This is a genomic window from Actinosynnema sp. NPDC053489 (assembly GCF_044544865.1).
Taxonomy (GTDB): Bacteria; Actinomycetota; Actinomycetes; order Mycobacteriales; family Pseudonocardiaceae; genus Actinosynnema.
On the sequence record NZ_JBITXT010000001.1, the window covers coordinates 416,932 to 433,046 of the forward strand.

The 16,115-nt window shown below is 73.9% G+C and carries 12 protein-coding genes; 8 read left to right on the forward strand and 4 right to left on the reverse strand.

Annotated elements, in window-relative coordinates:
• Positions 1 to 29: 29 nt before the first annotated feature.
• Both ACIGNX_RS01620 and ACIGNX_RS01625 read right to left on the reverse strand, forming a co-directional pair.
• Complete coding sequence (locus tag ACIGNX_RS01620) at positions 30 to 1,298, reverse strand: sensor histidine kinase (RefSeq protein ID WP_396535144.1); 1,269 nt, start codon at positions 1,296 to 1,298, stop codon at positions 30 to 32.
• A complete protein-coding gene (locus ACIGNX_RS01625; RefSeq protein WP_396535146.1) occupies positions 1,295 to 1,993 on the reverse strand; it encodes a response regulator transcription factor in 699 nt (232 codons plus the stop codon). The genes ACIGNX_RS01620 and ACIGNX_RS01625 overlap by 4 nt, the downstream gene beginning before the upstream one ends.
• A 189-nt stretch (positions 1,994 to 2,182) precedes the next feature.
• Between ACIGNX_RS01625 and ACIGNX_RS01630 the strand changes: the two genes are divergently transcribed.
• The 6 genes from ACIGNX_RS01630 to ACIGNX_RS01655 all read left to right on the forward strand — a co-directional run bounded on the left by ACIGNX_RS01630 (position 2,183) and on the right by ACIGNX_RS01655 (position 10,223).
• Entirely contained in the window at positions 2,183 to 3,388 is a 1,206-nt protein-coding gene (locus tag ACIGNX_RS01630) for an ABC transporter ATP-binding protein (RefSeq protein ID WP_396535148.1), read from the forward strand.
• A complete protein-coding gene (locus tag ACIGNX_RS01635; protein WP_396535150.1) occupies positions 3,385 to 4,689 on the forward strand; it encodes an ABC transporter substrate-binding protein in 1,305 nt (434 codons plus the stop codon). Before ACIGNX_RS01630 ends, ACIGNX_RS01635 begins: the two co-directional genes overlap by 4 nt.
• Positions 4,686 to 6,005, forward strand: a complete 1,320-nt coding sequence (locus ACIGNX_RS01640; RefSeq protein ID WP_396535152.1) for an ABC transporter permease subunit — start codon at positions 4,686 to 4,688, stop codon at positions 6,003 to 6,005. The genes ACIGNX_RS01635 and ACIGNX_RS01640 overlap by 4 nt, the downstream gene beginning before the upstream one ends.
• Positions 6,002 to 6,922 carry a carbohydrate ABC transporter permease gene (locus ACIGNX_RS01645; protein ID WP_396535154.1) on the forward strand — a complete coding sequence of 307 codons (921 nt, stop codon included), beginning with the start codon at positions 6,002 to 6,004 and terminating at the stop codon, positions 6,920 to 6,922. The genes ACIGNX_RS01640 and ACIGNX_RS01645 overlap by 4 nt, the downstream gene beginning before the upstream one ends.
• Positions 6,923 to 7,182: 260 nt before the next feature.
• Entirely contained in the window at positions 7,183 to 9,552 is a 2,370-nt protein-coding gene (locus ACIGNX_RS01650; protein WP_396535156.1) for an ATP-binding protein, read from the forward strand.
• Between the two features lie 131 nt (positions 9,553 to 9,683).
• Entirely contained in the window at positions 9,684 to 10,223 is a 540-nt protein-coding gene (locus tag ACIGNX_RS01655) for a hypothetical protein (protein WP_396535158.1), read from the forward strand.
• A 48-nt stretch (positions 10,224 to 10,271) separates the two neighbouring features.
• On the opposite strand, the gene otsB is transcribed toward ACIGNX_RS01655, so the two are convergent.
• Together otsB and ACIGNX_RS01665 are read right to left on the reverse strand one after the other, a co-directional pair.
• Complete coding sequence (gene otsB / locus ACIGNX_RS01660) at positions 10,272 to 12,854, reverse strand: trehalose-phosphatase (protein WP_396535160.1); 2,583 nt, start codon at positions 12,852 to 12,854, stop codon at positions 10,272 to 10,274.
• 169 nt (positions 12,855 to 13,023) lie between these two features.
• Complete coding sequence (locus ACIGNX_RS01665) at positions 13,024 to 13,827, reverse strand: winged-helix domain-containing protein (protein WP_396535162.1); 804 nt, start codon at positions 13,825 to 13,827, stop codon at positions 13,024 to 13,026.
• 259 nt (positions 13,828 to 14,086) lie between these two features.
• Between ACIGNX_RS01665 and ACIGNX_RS01670 the strand changes: the two genes are divergently transcribed.
• Together ACIGNX_RS01670 and ACIGNX_RS01675 are read left to right on the forward strand one after the other, a co-directional pair.
• Positions 14,087 to 14,836, forward strand: coding sequence for an SAM-dependent methyltransferase (locus tag ACIGNX_RS01670; RefSeq protein WP_396535164.1), 750 nt, complete (start codon positions 14,087 to 14,089; stop codon positions 14,834 to 14,836).
• A gap of 563 nt (positions 14,837 to 15,399) precedes the next feature.
• Positions 15,400 to 15,756, forward strand: coding sequence for a hypothetical protein (locus ACIGNX_RS01675; protein ID WP_396535166.1), 357 nt, complete (start codon positions 15,400 to 15,402; stop codon positions 15,754 to 15,756).
• Positions 15,757 to 16,115: the final 359 nt, after the last annotated feature.

Below are 16,115 nucleotides of genomic sequence, written 5' to 3' on the forward strand. Positions count from 1 at the left end.
GAGAACCACCCTTCCGCCCCTGCGGGGCGTCACCGATCCCGGCCGGGGTTCTCGCAGTTCTTCCACAGGCGCCAGGCACGAGGGTCGTCCGAGCGGTGCTCGCGATCGGCCTCGCACAACCGCAGCCGCACGCGGGCACCGCCCAGCCTGCCCCGGTCGGCCACCACGTGACCGCCGGTGGCCTCCACGGTGGACCGGGCGATGTCCAGGCCCAGCCCGGTCGACCCGCTGCCGCTCGCGCCCCGGCTCAGCGCGCGGCCGGTGTTGGCGAACCCCGGGCCGCCGTCCTCCACCACCAGCGTGACCCACCCGGCGTGCCGGACGACCTCGACCGACACCGGCGCGGAGGGCGGGGTGTGCTGGAAGACGTTGGTCAGCAGCGCGTCCACGGCCGCGTCGAGCCGGTCGCGGGGCAGGGCGACCGGGATCGGCTCCTCCGGCAGCACCACCTCGCACAGCCGGCCCTGGGTCTCGGCGTGCGCGGACCAGAACACCATGCGCTCGGCCACGGCGGCGGCGAGGTCGCAGGTCGGCGCGGAGCTGGGCGGCGCGACGGGCCGCAGGGAGCGGATGATCCGGTCGACGTCGCGCTCGAGGGCGTCGACGGAGGCGCGGACGCGGTCGGCCGCGGGGCCGGAGCCGATCGCGTCGGCGTCCAGGCGCAGGGCGGTCAGCGGGGTCCGCAGCCGGTGCGAGACGTCCGCGATCATCTCCCGCTCCTTGGCGAGCAGCCGCTCGGTGCGGTCGGCGTTGGCGTCGATCGCCTCGGCGAGCGCCTCCAGCTCGCGCGGCCCCTCGACGCGCACGCGACCGCCGCTTCCCCCGGCGACCTCGGTGAGCGCCCTCAGCGCCCGTGCCACCGGGTGCAGGGGTCGCAGGCCCAGCAGCACCGCGCCCGCCCCGGCCGCCGCGGCGACCAGCAGCGCCAGCGCCCAGGTCGCGAACGGCACCGGTGTCGGCGACGGCGCCAGGGACACCGAGGCGTCACCCCCGCCCGCCGCCCGCACCCGCAGCACGACGGAAGCATCGCCGGCGCGCGTCCCCAGCACCCCGCCGTCGGGCAGCCGCACCTCCAGCCTGCCCGACCGGCCCGCCTCGGTGCGGGTCGCGGCGGCGCGGACGACGTCCGGGTCCGCGCTCACGGCGAGCACCTGCGCGACGACCTCGGCGTCACGCGCGTCCCGCTGCCGGACCAGGTCCCGCTCGTGCGCCGCGGTGAGCACGACGACCAGCAGGACCAGCGGCACGGCCAGCGCGCAGCAGGCGCGGAGCAGGGCTCGGGTGGCGAGCCGGGTCATCCCGGCGCCGTGAGCCGGTAACCGACCCCGCGGACGGTGTGCAGGTAGCGCGGCGCCGCCGCGGTCTCGCCGAGCTTGCGGCGCAGCCACGACGTGTGCACGTCGAGGGTGCGGTCGTCGGCCGTGGTCGCGCGGCCCCACACCGCCTGGAACAGCTCGCGCCGGCCGACCACCCGGCCCGGCTGCCGGGCCAGGTGGGCGAGCAGGTCGAACTCGCGCCTGCTCAGCTCCAGCGCCTCGCCGTCCAGCGCCACCTGCCGCGTGCCCAGGTCGATGCGCAGCGCCCCCAGCTCCACGACGTCCTCGCGCTCCGCATCCTCCTGGGCGGAGGGCGACTTGCTGCGGCGCAGCAGGGCGTTGATCCGGGCCGCGAGGTGCGTGCCGGAGAACGGCTTGACGATGTAGTCGTCGGCGCCCGCGTTGAGCGAGCGCACCACCGACTCCTCGTCGCCGCGGGCGGTCGCCACGAGGACCGGCACGTTGCTGACGCCGCGCAGCATCCGCAGCGCCGCCACGCCGTCGAGGTCGGGCAGGCCGAGGTCGAGCACCACGATGTCGAGCCCGCCGACCGCGGCCTCCCGCAGCGCGGCGGCGGCCGTGCCCACGGCGTGCGCCACGTGGCCGAGCCCGCGCAGCGCGTGCACCAGCGCGGCCTGGACCGCCGGGTCGTCTTCGACCACGAGTGCTCTCGACATGGCGGGAGCCTAGGCACGGTACCCGGTCGCGGGCGCGCGAACAGGGGGCGTCCGGGCACACATCTCTTCCCCCGCAGACCTTATGACGATCGTTCTCACTCCTTAGGGCCCAGTTAGGGCGGCGGGGCCTACGTTCTGCGCCACACCGCGTTCGCGGTGCCCCTGGTTTCACACAGTCGTGGAGTTGGTGTGGCAGAACTGGTGCTTGCCGGGCTCGGCAAGGCTTACGGCGACGGCACGCGTGCCGTCACGAACCTCGACCTGGACATCCACGACGGGGAGTTCCTCGTCCTGGTGGGTCCCTCGGGGTGCGGGAAGACGACCGCGCTGCGGATGGTGGCGGGTCTGGAGAGCATCAGCGAGGGCACCATCCGGATCGGCGACCGCGTCGTGAACGACGTGCCGTCGCGCGACCGGGACGTGGCGATGGTCTTCCAGTCCTACGCCCTGTACCCGCACCTGAACGTGTTCGACAACATCGCCTTCGGGCTCACCCTGCGCAAGATGCCCAAGCAGGAGATCGAGGCGCGGGTCCGGCGGGTGGCCGAGGTGCTGGAGCTGGCCGACCACCTCGACCGCAAGCCCCGCAACCTCTCCGGCGGGCAGCGGCAGCGGGTGGCGATGGGCCGGGCGATGGTGCGCGCGCCGCAGGTGTTCCTGATGGACGAGCCGCTGTCCAACCTGGACGCCAAGCTGCGGGTGCAGATGCGCGCCCAGATCGCCCGGATGCAGCGCGACCTCGGCGTCACGACCGTCTACGTGACCCACGACCAGACCGAGGCGATGACGCTGGGCGACCGCGTCGCGGTGATGAAGCGCGGCGTGCTCCAGCAGGTCGGCCCGCCCCAGGAGCTGTACGACCGGCCGGTGAACCTGTTCGTCGCGGGCTTCATCGGCTCCCCGGGCATGAACCTGCTGACCGCGCGGCTCGACGTGGACGACCAGGGGCAGCACTGGGTGACGCTCGGGTCGGACGCGCTGCTGCTGCCGGAGTCGGTGCTGCGCGAGCGGCCCGCGCTGGCCGGGTACGTGGGCCGGGACGTCGTGCTCGGCATCCGCCCGGAGGACATGGAGGACGCCGAGCTGGTCGAGCACTCCGAGGGCTCGCTGCTGCACTCGGTCGCCGACCTGGTCGAGGCGATGGGCTCCGACGTGCTCGTGCACTTCCCGGTGGACGCCGACCCCGCCGACACCGAGGACACCCGCGCGCTGGCCGAGGACTCCGGCGCGGACGACGTGCCGTCGCCCGCCAAGGGCACCGTGCTGGTCGGCCGCTTCAGCCCGCGCTCGCGGATCTACGAGGGACAACGCGTCGCCACCTGGGTCGACACGTCCCGCCTGCACTTCTTCGACCCGGCCACCGGTGCCGCTGTCTGGAACGAGGAGAACCGATGAGGACCACCACCGCCATCGCGGGCGCGCTCGCCGTCGCCTGCGCGCTGAGCGCCTGCGGCAGCGGCACGTCGACCGGGGGCTCCGGCGCCCTGGAGGGCCGGACCGCCGAGGTCGTCGGCACCTGGTCGGGCGAGGAGCAGGCCCGCTTCGAGAAGGTGCTCGCCGCCTTCAGCGACAAGACCGGCGCGAAGGTCACCTACACCCCCGCGGGCGACGAGCTGCCGACCGTCGTGCAGACCAGGGTCTCCGGCGGCACGCCGCCGAGCGTCGCGCTGGTCGCGCAGCCCGGGTTCGCCGCCCAGCTCGCCAGGTCCGGCGCGATCAAGCCGGTCGACGGCGAGGTCCAGCGGGCCGTCGCGGAGCACTACGCGCCGGTCTGGGAGACGCTGGGCAGCGTCGACGGCAAGCTCTACGGCGTCTACTTCAAGGCCGCCAACAAGTCCACCGTCTGGTACAGCCCGAAGGCGTTCCAGGACGCCGCCCTCCCGGTCGACGCCCCGGGCACGTGGGACGAGTTCCTGAGCGTGGGCCGCGCGCTCGCCGACGCCGGCAAGCCCGCCGTGTCGATCGCCGGCGCCGACGGCTGGACGCTCACCGACTGGTTCGAGAACGTCTACCTGCGCACGGCCGGCGCCGCCGACTACGACAAGCTGGCCAAGCACGAGATCCCGTGGACCGACCCGTCGGTGCGGGTGGCGCTGGAGGAGCTGGCGAAGCTCTTCGGCGATCAGCGGTTGGTCGAGGGCGGTCCGGCGGGCGCGTTGCAGACCGAGTTCCCGAAGTCGGTCACCACCGTCTTCGGCTCACCGGGCAGGGCCGCGATGGTGTTCGAGGGCGACTTCGTCTCCGGCGTGATCAGCTCCAGCACGGACGCCGCCGTCGGCGAGGACGCGGTGTTCTTCCCGTTCCCCTCGGTGAGGGGCAGCGCGCCCGCCGTCGTCGCCGGCGGTGACATGGCCGTGCAGTTCAAGGACGACCAGGTCACCAAGGAGCTGATGGAGTTCCTGGCCTCGCCCGAGGCCGGTGCGGTGTGGGCGGCCGAGGGCGGCTACCTGTCGGCCAACAAGGACATCGCGCCGGGCACCTACCCCGACGACGTCACCCGCGAGCTGGCCGGGCAGATCGTGGACGCCGGCGACAACGTGCGCTTCGACCTCTCCGACCTCGCACCGGCCGCGTTCGGCGGCACGAAGGGCGCGGGCATGTGGAAGGCCCTCCAGGACTTCCTCGCCGACCCGACCAAGCTCGACGAGACCGTGCAGCGGCTCGAAGCCGACGCCGCCAAGGCGTACGCGCCGTGACCCGCGCGCCGCGGGTCCGCCGCGTGCCCGGTGGGGTCCGCACGGCCGAGCCGGGGCGATCCCCCGGCAAGGCCGCGCTGTTCCTCCTGCCCGCCGTGCTGCTGCTCGGCGCGCTGGTCGTCTACCCGCTGGTCTACTCCCTGTTCCGCAGCTTCTTCGACGCGGGCGGTGACCGGTTCGTCGGCGTGGACAACTACGTCGAGGCGTTCACCGACCCCCGCACGCTGGTCGCGTTCCGCAACAACGTGATCTGGGTGGTCGTCGCCCCGGCGGCGGTGACCTGCCTCGGGCTGGTCTTCGGGGTGCTGACCGAGCGCATCCGGTGGGCCACCGCGTTCCGGCTGGTCCTGTTCATGCCCATGGCGATCTCGCTGTTCGCCTCCGGGATCATCTTCCGCCTGGTCTACGAGGAGGACCCGGCGCGGGGCGTGGTCAACGCCGCCGCGGTCGGCGTGCACGACGCGTTCGCGTCGCCCTCGCCGTACCCCGGCGCCCGGCCGCGCGACGGTTTCACGGCCACCGAGGACGGCTACGTCGGCGCGGACCCGGTGTCACCCGGGGACGTGGTGCTGCTGCCGCTGGTCGGTTACGCACCGCAGCAGGTGCCCGCCGAAGCGCGTCCCGTACCGCCGCCGACACCCGGCGCAGGCGAGGTGCGGGGCGCGGTGTGGCTCGACGTGTCGCAGGGCGGCCGGGCCGGTCGGATCGACCCCGCCGAACGCGGTCTGCCCGGTGTCGAGGTGCGGGCCGTGCGGGACGGCGCGGTCGTGGCGACGGCGACGACCGGGGACGACGGCCGCTTCACCTTCGTCGGCCTGGGGCCGGGGGAGTACTCGGTGCGGCTGCCGGCCGACAACTTCACCCCGCCGTTCCGCGGCCTGACCTGGCTCGGGCCGACCCTGGTCACCCCGGTGATCATCTCGGCCTGGATCTGGATCATGACCGGGTTCGCCATCACGTTCATCGCCGCCGGCCTGTCCGCGATCCCGCGCGACGCGCTAGAGGCGGCCCGGGTCGACGGGGCCACCGAGTGGCAGGTGTTCAAGCGGGTCACCGTGCCCCTGCTCGCCCCGGTGCTGCTCACCGTCTTCGTCACGCTGGTCATCAACGTGCTGAAGATCTTCGAGCTGGTGTTCGTCATCGCGCCCGGCTCGGTGCAGGAGGAGGCCAACGTGCTGGCCCTGCAGATGTGGCAGGTGTCGTTCGGCTCGGGTGGCGACCAGGGCGTCGGCAGCGCGCTGGCGATCGTGCTGTTCCTGCTGGTCGCCCCGGCGATGGTGTACAACGTCCGCAAGTTCCGACGGGAGCGGTCATGACTGCGGTGGTGTCACGGGGGACCCGTGAGGTCCGCGTCGTCGAGGTGCCGGTGACCGGCTCGCCGCGGCGCGGTCCGCTCACCCGGCTCGTCGCCGCGCTCGGCAACGGCGCGGTGCAGGTCGGCCTCGCGCTGGTGGCGCTGTTCTGGCTCATGCCGGTGTTCGGCCTGCTGGTCGCCTCGCTGCGGGACGAGCGGGCCAACAGCGCGGGCGGCTGGTGGACGGTCTTCACCAAGCCCGCCGAGCTGACCCTGGGCAACTACGCCGACCTGGCGGGCAACACCACGATCTGGCGGTCGTTCCTCAACACCGTCCTCATCGCGGTGCCCTCCACGGTGCTGGTGGTGGTGATCTCCGCGCTCGCCGCCTACGCCCTGGCGTGGATCGACTTCCCCGGTCGCGACTGGCTCACCGTCGTGGTGGTCGGCCTGCTGGTGATGCCGATCCAGGTGGCGCTGATCCCGGTGGCGAAGCTGTTCGGCGCGCTCGGCCTGTTCGGCACGATCACCGGCGTGGTGCTGTTCCACGTCGCCTTCGGCCTGCCGTTCGCGGTGTTCCTGCTGCGCAACTTCTTCACCGGCATCCCGGTGAACCTGGTGGAGGCGGCGCGGATGGACGGGGCGACCGAGTGGGTGGTGTTCAAGCGGGTCGTCCTGCCCATCGCCAAGCCCGCGCTCGCGTCGCTGACGATCTTCCAGTTCCTCTGGGTCTGGAACGACCTGCTCGTGGCCCTGGTGTTCGCCGACCAGGACTCGGCGCCGATCACCGTCGCCCTGCGGGCGCAGTTGCGGCAGTTCGGCGCGAACATCGACCTGCTGTCCACCGGGGCGTTCCTGTCCATGGCGGTGCCGCTGGCGGTGTTCCTGGCGTTCCAGAAGTACTTCGTCCAAGGGGTGCTCGCCGGCTCCACCAAGTAGCGGCCACGGGGACCCCCGGTGCCGCTCACGATCGGGAGGCCCGCTCCGCGACCCGGGGCGGGCCTCCTGCCCTTCCGGGCACCGGGAGGTGCCCGAAAGACCCTTGTGCGGATCGCTCGCGATCGTTCCCCCGCGCCGGGCGCGTGCCGCTGGTGACAGGTCGTGCTCTACCCTGCTGACTCCCGTTCGCCCGAACGGACCGCCGGGGGAGCCGAGTGGGAGGTCCACCCCTCGGGTGGGCGTGGAGGAGGTGGGCTCTCGTGGCCGTCGCGACGTCGTTCGGCGACTTCCTGAGGTTCTACCGGTTGCGGGCGTCGCTCACCCAGGACGAGCTGGCCGAGCGGACCGGGGTGAGCGTCCGGGCGATCCGCGACGCGGAGCGCGGCCGGGCGACCAGCCCCCGGCGGAGCACGGTGCTGCTGCTCGCCGAGGGGCTCGGGTTGACCGAGGAGGAGACCGGCGACCTGCTCGCCAAGGCCGAGCGGCCCGCCCCGCCCGGCGACGAGCAGCCCGAGGTGCCGCGCGAGCTGCCCCCGGCGCTGCCCGACCTGACCGGCAGGCGGTCGGAGCTGCGCCTGCTGGCCGACCAGGCCGAGGAGGCGGCGTCCTCGCCCACGCCGCACGTCACGGTGGTCCACGGCCCGCCGGGCGTCGGCAAGACGTCCCTCGTGGTGAGCGCCGGGCACGAGCTGGGCGGCCGGTTCGCCGACGGCTGCCTGTTCCTCGACCTGCGGGGCACGCGGGCCGACCGGCTCGACCCCGACCAGGCGGTGCGCCGGCTGCTGCGGGCGTGCGGCGTGCGGCCCGCCGACGTCCCGGCCGACAGCGGCCACCGGCTGGCCCTGTACCGGTCGGTGCTGCGCGACCGCTCGGTGCTGCTCATCCTGGACAACCCGCTGGACGAGGCGCAGGTGCGCCCGCTGCTGGTCACCGGACCCGGCTCGATGGTGCTCATCAGCAGCCGCAACCTGCTCGTCGGCCTGCACGCGACGAGCCGGCTCGAACTGGGCCTGCTGCCCGAGCCCGACGCCGTCGACCTGCTCGGCACGATCGTGGGCCGCGACCGGGTCGCCGCCGAACCGGAGGAGACGGCACGGGTGGTCCGCCTGTGCGGTGGCGTGCCGCTGGCGCTGCGCATCTCCGGCGACCGGCTGGCCGGTCGACCCGGGTGGCCGGTGGCGCGGCTGGCCGACCAGCTCGCCGACGAGCGGCACCGGCTGTCCGCGCTCAGCGCGGGCGACGTGCAGGTGCGTGCCGCGTTCGAGCTGTCCTACCGGGTGCTCGACGACCGCGCCAGGGCGGTGTTCCGCCGCCTGTCGCTGCTGCCCAGCGCCGACGTCGGCGTCGGGACCGCGGCGGTCGTCGCCGGGCTCCCGCCGGACGACACCGAGGCGGTCCTGGAGCAGCTCACCGACGCCAGCCTGCTCGGCGTGAGTGCGAAACCCGGTCGCTACACCGTGCACGACCTGCTCCGGCTGTTCGCCGCGGAACGGCTGGAGCGCGACGAGCGGCCCGAGGCGGTGCAGGCCGCCCGCCTGCGCGCGCGGGACTGGCCGGCCGCGACCGCGACCGCGGCGGCCCGGTGCTTCACCCCCGGCCACGAACCACCGGACGAGGTCCGGGCGCTGTTCCCGGACCTCGCCGCGGCCACCGCCTGGCTGCTGGACGAGCAGGCCAACTGGCTCGGGGCGCTGCGCCTGCTCGTGCGGGACGGGCAGCACCGCCAGGTCCTCGACCTGGCCACGGCGATGCACTGGTACTCCGACCACCAGGGCGACGGCTCCCTGTGGCTGGAGGTCTTCACCGCGGGCGCGGACGCCGCGCGGGCGCTGGGCGCCGCCGACGACGAGGCGGCCCAGCTGAACTTCCTCTGCTGGACGCACTACATCCTCCTGGGACGTCCGCAGGACGCCCTGGAGGCGCACCGGCGGGCCCTGCGGGTCGCGACCGAGGCGGGCAACCTGGTCGAGCAGGCGTGGGCGCTGTACTACCGGGGCGGGATCGAGGTGGTCTTCGGCAGCCCCACCGCGGCCGTCGACTTCGCCGAGGAGTCCGTCCGGCTGTTCGAGGAAGCCGGCTACCCCCTCGGGGAGCACCTGGCGTGGTCCGCGCTCGGCAAGGCCCTCCACCGGGCCGGCCGGTTCGAGGAGGCGGTCGGGGCCCAGCGGCGGGCGATCCAGCGGTACCGGCGGTGGCAGGGGATCGAGGGCCCCGCGACCGACAACAGCCTCGGCGTGATGCTGATGCGGCTGGGGGAGTCGCTGTCCCCGTGCGGTCGGCACGAGGAGGCGCTGGAGGCCTTCGCCGAGGCCGACGCCTGCTTCACCGCGAACGCCGCGCGCACCGGGCTGGCCAACGTCAACGTCATGCGCGGCGAGCTGCTCGGCCGGATGGGCGAGTTCGACGCGGCGCACGCGCAGTTCACCACCGCACTCGGGGGACCGCTGTCACCGAACCTGGAGATGCGCCTGCTGCTCTCGGCGGCGTCGCTGTGCGAGGAGCACGGCCGATCCGCCGAGACCAACGAGTACCGCGTCCGCGCCTACGCGCTGTGCGACCGGTTCGACGCGCCGGGGATGGTCGCTCGGCGCCGCGAGCTGGAGGAGGCGCTGGGCATCGCGGGGCGGTGACCGGGACCCGTTGGACGAACGGGCACGGTCGGCTGTCCGACGGTGCCTCAGCTCCCGCGAGGACCGGACGGGACACCCGGCAGGTGGTCCACTGGCCGTGGAGGCCGGGTGCGCACCGCCGGGAGGCAAGGGTGATCTGCTGGGACCGCGTGGGTGACGAGCTGGTCGTCGGGGTGTTCGAGCCGGAGGAGATCGCTGCGCTCCGGGACTACGCGACCCTCTTCAAGCGCCTGGTCGAGTGGCGGTTGGCCACCCACGAGCCCGTCGAGGTCCTCGGCGTGCGGCTCGGGCTGTCCCTGCCGCCCGCGGTCGTCGAGGACGAGCGGCTGCTGGCCGTGCTGCACCGCCACCTCGGGGCCGACGCCGACGACCACGAGCTGCTGTGGTGGGAGCCCGAGTGCCTGCGCACCCTGGCGGACCACCTGGACGTGCTGCAGGCGACGCTGCCACCGGCGGGCGGCGTCATCGTGCTGCTGGACGACGCGGCCCAGGCCGTGGCGTGGATCAAAGCGGGGCGCGACATCACCGCCGCGATGGCCGTGGTCCGCGACGCGGGCGAACCCGAGGTCGCGGAGCGCACGGCGGTCACGATCGCCTGGCTGACCGAGCTGCTGGACCGGTTGCACGACCACGCGACCAGGGACTCGGACACCTCCGTCATCCCGTGGTAACCGCCGGGCCCTCCGGTCCGCCGAGGACCGGAGGGCCCGGCGCGGTGGCTACTCCCGGTGCGGTTGGGCGGACAGCAGTTGGGCGCAGCGGATGAGGCCCAGGTGGCTGTAGGCCTGGGGGTGGTTGCCGAGGGAGCGTTCGGCGATGGGGTCGTACTCCTCGGGGAGCAGGCCGGTGGGGCCGGCGGCGTCGACCATCTGGGTGAACAGTTCTTCGGCTTCGGTGCGGCGGCCGGTGAGGAGGTAGGCCTCGATCATCCAGGCGGCGCAGAGGTGGAAGCCGCCTTCGTCGCCGGGCAGGCCGTCGTCGCGGCGGTAGCGGTAGACGGTGGAGCCGGAGCGCAGTTCGGCCTCGATGGCGGTGACGGTGGCCTGGAAGCGGTCGTCGGTGGGGTCGATGAGTCCGGAGAGGCCGACGTGCAGGGAGGCGGCGTCGAGGTCGTCGCCGTCGTAGGCGGTGGTGAAGGACTGCGCCTCCTCGCTCCAGCCGTGCTCGAGCACGTCGGTGGCGATGGTGTCGCGCAGCACCGGCCACGCCGGGTCGACCTCGCGCCCGTGGTCCTGGGCGAGTGCGAGCGCGCGGTCGACGGTGACCCAGCACATGACCTTGGAGTAGACGTGGTGGCGGGGTGCGTGCCGCTCCTCCCAGATGCCGTGGTCGGGCTCGTGCCAGCGGCGGGCCACCGCCTCGACCATCGACCGCACCACGTGCCAGTCCGGGTCGGTCAGCTCGCCGCGCGCGGCGGCCAGGTGGGCGACGAGGTCCACGACCGGCCCGAACACGTCGAGCTGGACCTGCTGGTTGGCCAGGTTGCCCACCCGGACGGGTCGGGAGCCCGCGTAGCCCGGCAGGGTGTCGATGACGGCCTCGGCACCGAGGGCGGTGCCCTGGAGCGTGTAGAGGGGGTGCAGGCGCTCGGGTCCGGGGATGGTGGCCAGCACGCCGTGCAGCCAGCGCAGGAATCCGTCGGCTTCCGCCAGGGACCCGACCGAGACCAGGGCCTGGGCGGTCAGGGCGGCGTCGCGCAGCCAGCAGTAGCGGTAGTCCCAGTTGCGGATGCCGCCCAGCTCCTCGGGCAGCGAGGTGGTCGCGGCGGCCATGATCGCACCGGTGTCGTGGTGCACCAGGCCCTTCAGGGTCAGCGCCGACCGCAGCACCAGTTCGGGTTCCACGGCCGGCAGGTCGAGCGTGGCCGCCCAGTCGGACCAGAACGCAGCCGCCCGGGCACACCGCTCCGGCTCGGCGACGGAGGTGTCGGAGAGGTCGTCGGTGCCGCAGCGCAGCTCCAGCAGGATCGGCGCGCCCTCACGGGGCCGCACCACGGCGGTGGCGGTCTCCTGGATGCCGTCGCTGGTGATCTGCCAGTCCACACCCGGCGAGCGCAGCACCATCGGCTCGGAGGTGCCCACCACGCGCAGGCCGTCGCGCTCGCGCAGCAGCCGCACCGGCACCTGCCCGAACTCCGGCCGCGGCGCGAAGGTGATCACCGCGTTGGTCGACCCGGAGATCCGCCGCACCAGGTCGGTGCGGTGCCCGGGCACGTCGTGGTCGAGGTAGTCGGTCACCAACAACCGCGACCAGCGCGTCTCCACGATCATCGTGCCCGGCACGTACCGCTGCCCCAACGGCAGCGACCCGTGCTCCGGCTTGATCGAGAAGTGACCCGCCGACGGACCGCCCAGCAGGTCGGCGAACACCGCCGCCGAGTCCGGCTCCGGGTGGCACAACCAGTTCACCCGCGCATCGGGGGTCAACAACGCCACCGACCGCTCGTTGGCCAGCATGGTCAACCGCTCGATCGGCACCGCCTGGTCACCGTGCAACCAGGCGCGGCGCTCCTCCAGCAGGAACGCCAGCACCGTGGCCACGTCCAGCGTGTCGGTGACGTGGAACTCGGCCAGCGACTCGCCGTCACCGACCTTGATGCCCACGTCCGGACCCGACAACCGGGCGAACGCCTTCTCGTCGGTCACGTCGTCGCCCACGAACACCGCCGCGGTCGCCGACGCGCGGTGCCGCAGCACGTCCAGGGCATGGCCCTTGTCCGTCTGCACCACCGCCAACTCGACCACCGCCTTGCCCTCGGTCACGTGGACGCCGTGCCACGTGGCCGGGCCGAGCCGGATGTCGTCGACCAACGCCTGCGCCGTGCCCGCCTCGCACCGCCGGTGGTGCACCGCGACGCTCGCCGGCTTCACCTCCAGCAGCGCGCCGGGGGCACGGGTGATCAGCGCCGACAGCTCCTCGCCCAGGGCCTCCAGCAGCACCCGCGCCTGCGGCGCCAGGGCGTGCACGAAACCGACGTCGAACTCGGAGCCGTGCGAACCCACCAGGTGCACCTCCGACGGCAGGCGCGACAGCGTCGCCAGGTCGCGCAGCGCACGTCCCGAGACCACCGCGGTGGTCGTCTCGTGCAGCGCCGCCAGCGAGCGCAGGGCCGCGACGGCGCTGCTGTCCGGTCGTGCGTCCTGCGGCACCTGCGCGATCGGGGCCAGCGTCCCGTCGAAGTCGCAGGCGACCAGCAGGTGCGGCGTGCGCGCGAGCCGGACCAGCGCCCGGCGGAGGTCGGGCGGGAGCGTGCGCGTCTCCCGTCCCCCCGTCGACCCCGGGGCCTCGACCACAGTTGTCACTCGTCTTCCTCCCTGTTCGCGTACCGGTCCCGACCCCGCTCGGGACCGCGGGCTCCGCAGGAGAACACGGCACGACGCGGGAAACGGCCCGGATGCCCTGCGGGCTCCCCAGGTCTGCCCTCGACTTCCGGTCCTTGAGGTTCGCTTGAAGTCCCGCGGCGGCGCGGCGTCAGCACGACGGCGGCCACCGGCGCGCCTGGTCCGGGATCGCCGGTGGCACCGGGTCGGCCCGGTGCGTGCCGGAGCCGGTGAGCGCGCGCGATCGCGGCAGGGGTGCGGCCAGCTTGACCCCCACCCCGAACACGGCCTGGAGGTAGCCGCCCGCACCGGCCGACTCCTCCAGCCGCCGGCGCAGGCGGGTCACGCACGCGTTCACCACCCGGCAGGTCCCGTGCCCGCCCCACAGCGCGTCGAGCAGCTCCCGCCTGCCGACGACCTCGCCGGGGCGTCGGGCGAGGTGGACCAGCAGGTCGAACTCCCGGTTGGACAGGTGCACCGGCCGGTGGTCGACGGTCGCGGTCCGCGTGCCGGTGTCCAGCACCAGGCCGCCGACGACCAGGTCGTCCCCCTCGGCGGGGGTGACGGGTGCGGCGGTGCGCGCCGTCGACCACCGCGCCCGCCGGACGATCGCCGCCAGCCGGGCCGCCACCTCGGCCGCCGGCGCGTCGTCGGCCAGGCACTCGGCGGCACCCGCGGCGAACAGCTCCTCGACCGCCGGTCCGGTCCGCCGGTCCGCCACCACGATCACCGGCCTGCCGCTCCCGGCCGCGAAGGAGGACACCTGGCCCAGCACGAACCGCGGCGGGGCCGGCGCGAGCGCGAGGACGACGGCCTGGAGGGAGGGGTCGCCGGCCAGCGCGTGGCGCGCGTGGGCGACGGTGTCCACCCGGTGGACCGGGAACCGCCCGGCCAACGCGGTGGCCACCCCCCTCGCGGTCGCGGGGTCCGGGCTGAGCAGGAGGATCGGGTGCATGGTGTCTCCGGTGCCGGGGATGTTGCGGCAGTACACCAAGGAACGCGCTCGATCCCGCAACCGTCTTGAGCAAGGGTTGACGTGTAGAAACGATCACACCGCCGCTCGGGGTCCTCTGTCGACGGACGGTCTGCCCGCGGTGTGCACACTTGACGGTCAAAAGGGGCACGGACAGCCGGAACGACCCTCCCGCGCGGGCGTCGTGGGGTTCCCTGGTCAGTCACGGACCGGGCCGCCGGTCCTCGACGGAGGGGACCGGATGATCGCGCCGCCCGACCACGCCGCCGTTCCGCCCTCCGGTCGGTTCGCGCCGCCGCACCCGACCGCGGCCGAGGAGGTGCGCCGGTTGCGGCGGCACGAGCGCGAGTTCCTGACCAGGGCGACGATCTTCATGCTGGACCGGGGCATCCGGCAGTTCCTCGACCTCGGCTCGGGCCTGCCCACCGAGGGCGGCCCGCACGACACGCTCACCTACCTGGGCGTGGACGGGCGGGTCGTGCACGTCGACTCGGACCCGGAGGTGGTGCGGGCCGGGCGTTCGCTGGTGCGCGACACCGGGCGGCGCGGCCACTTCCTGTGCGCCGACGCCGCCGACGCCCACGACGTGCTGGCCGCGTGCGCGGTGAACGGGTGGCTCGACCTCGACGAGCCGGTGGGCGTGCTGGCGGTGGGCCTGCTGCACCTCCTGCCGCCGCGGTCGGACCCGTGGTCGGTCGTGCCCCGGTACTGCGCCCCGCTGGTCGGCGGCAGCGCCGCCGCGATCACGCACCTGGCCCCTCGCCGCACCGGGGCGGACGCGTGCGAGGTCGCGCGCCTCGTCGCCGGGCCGGGCGGTTCGGCGCACCCGCGCGGTCACGCCGACGTCGTCGACATGTTCGCGGGCCTCCGCCTCGTCAAGCCGGGTGTCGTCGCGCTGCCGTACCGGTGGGCGCCCGGGCTGTTCCCCTCCCCGGCGCCACCGGTGGCCGAACCCGTCACGGCGCTGGCCGGGCTCGGGGTCAAGTGGTGATCCCGGGCCGCCGGCGGTCCGGTCGGACGTCGACGGACAGGCAGCACCTGTTGTCCTGAAGGGCAAACAGCCTTCGCGCTGCCCGTCCGCGTCCCGGTGTGCGCATAGCGTGTCGGCGAACCCGACCACCGATCCGGGAGCCCGCGGGATGCCGCAGTCGTTGCGCCAGTTCGAGACGCCGATCCTGCCGGTGACCCCGCCCTCGGGCACCAGGGTGCTGCGGTTGCCCCGGCGTCGAGGGCGATCGGGTCACCACGTCGACGTGGGCGGAGCCGGTGCGGCGGCCGGCCTGCGAGCAGTCCGGTGTGGACAGCGCACTCGTGGCCGCGTGCGCCCTGGGTCCGCACGTCCTGGTGATCGAGAACCGCGAGGCGTGGACCGCTCGTGGGCGTCGTGCGGCACGTTCGCGGTGTCGCGCACCGCGGTGTCGGCGCAGGGCGGTGTCGGCGCAGTGCGGTGGCCACGGTGAGTCGGTCTTCGTGGTCGGCCGGTGGTCGACCGGAGGTGTCCGGTGCGGCGCTCCCGCCGTGACCGGGTTGACAAGCACGAGAATCGGAGGAGCAATGCGCAAGTCGAAGTCGCGCCGCGTCGCGCTGGCGGGTCTGGCCGCCGCCACGGGGCTGGCGCTCTCGGTGCTCGGCGCCGGGCAGGCCCAGGCGGCGACGCCCGGCAAGATCACGGTCTGCACCGGCAAGGACTTCTTCATCACCGTGCAGTTCCCCGGTCGCGGTGGCCTGTCCTTCACCCCGGCCAAGAGGCCGAACTACGTCACGTGCGCCACGGCCTCGATCGGTGGCAACGGGACCAACGAGCGCTTCGACGTCTACAGCGGGAGCCGCTACCTGGGCTCGTCCATCTACAACAGCTCGCGCGGTGCGGAGGTCCACGGCGTCCCCGGCCCGAGCTTCTACGTCATCTGACGTCCGACGCCGACGAGCGGTGCCCGGGGCCCTGCCGCCCCGGGCACCGCTCGTCGGCGTTCCCTCCGGCCCTTCGCGTTGCCCGGTCTGACAAAGCACCTTGCCCGAACGGCCCTGCGAGGGCACCAACAGGGCTCGACCTACCCCGTGCAGCCCCATGCTGACCCAGTGGCGAACGGGCGCACCGCGCGCACCGCCGCCCCGGCCGGCGAAGGAGGCGTGAATCGCGGATAACATTCGTGTGGCGTTCGGAAAAACCTTCATCACCGGGTGTCCGGGGGTGGCCTAGGTGGTTTTTGCCGGGCCGTTTCCGGAAGTGTTCATCGTGGTGAAGTCGGGCGCATCGTCGCAGGTCACTG

Bases quoted from the DNA above. Each gene is read 5' to 3' on its own strand.
- ACIGNX_RS01620 (WP_396535144.1), bottom strand. From the start codon at position 1,298: ATGACCCGGCTCGCCACCCGAGCCCTGCTCCGCGCCTGCTGCGCGCTG.
- ACIGNX_RS01665 (WP_396535162.1), bottom strand. From the start codon at position 13,827: ATGCACCCGATCCTCCTGCTCAGCCCGGACCCCGCGACCGCGAGGGGG.
- ACIGNX_RS01670 (WP_396535164.1), top strand. From the start codon at position 14,087: ATGATCGCGCCGCCCGACCACGCCGCCGTTCCGCCCTCCGGTCGGTTC.
- ACIGNX_RS01635 (WP_396535150.1), top strand. From the start codon at position 3,385: ATGAGGACCACCACCGCCATCGCGGGCGCGCTCGCCGTCGCCTGCGCG.
- ACIGNX_RS01675 (WP_396535166.1), top strand. From the start codon at position 15,400: ATGCGCAAGTCGAAGTCGCGCCGCGTCGCGCTGGCGGGTCTGGCCGCC.
- ACIGNX_RS01625 (WP_396535146.1), bottom strand. From the start codon at position 1,993: ATGTCGAGAGCACTCGTGGTCGAAGACGACCCGGCGGTCCAGGCCGCG.
- ACIGNX_RS01645 (WP_396535154.1), top strand. From the start codon at position 6,002: ATGACTGCGGTGGTGTCACGGGGGACCCGTGAGGTCCGCGTCGTCGAG.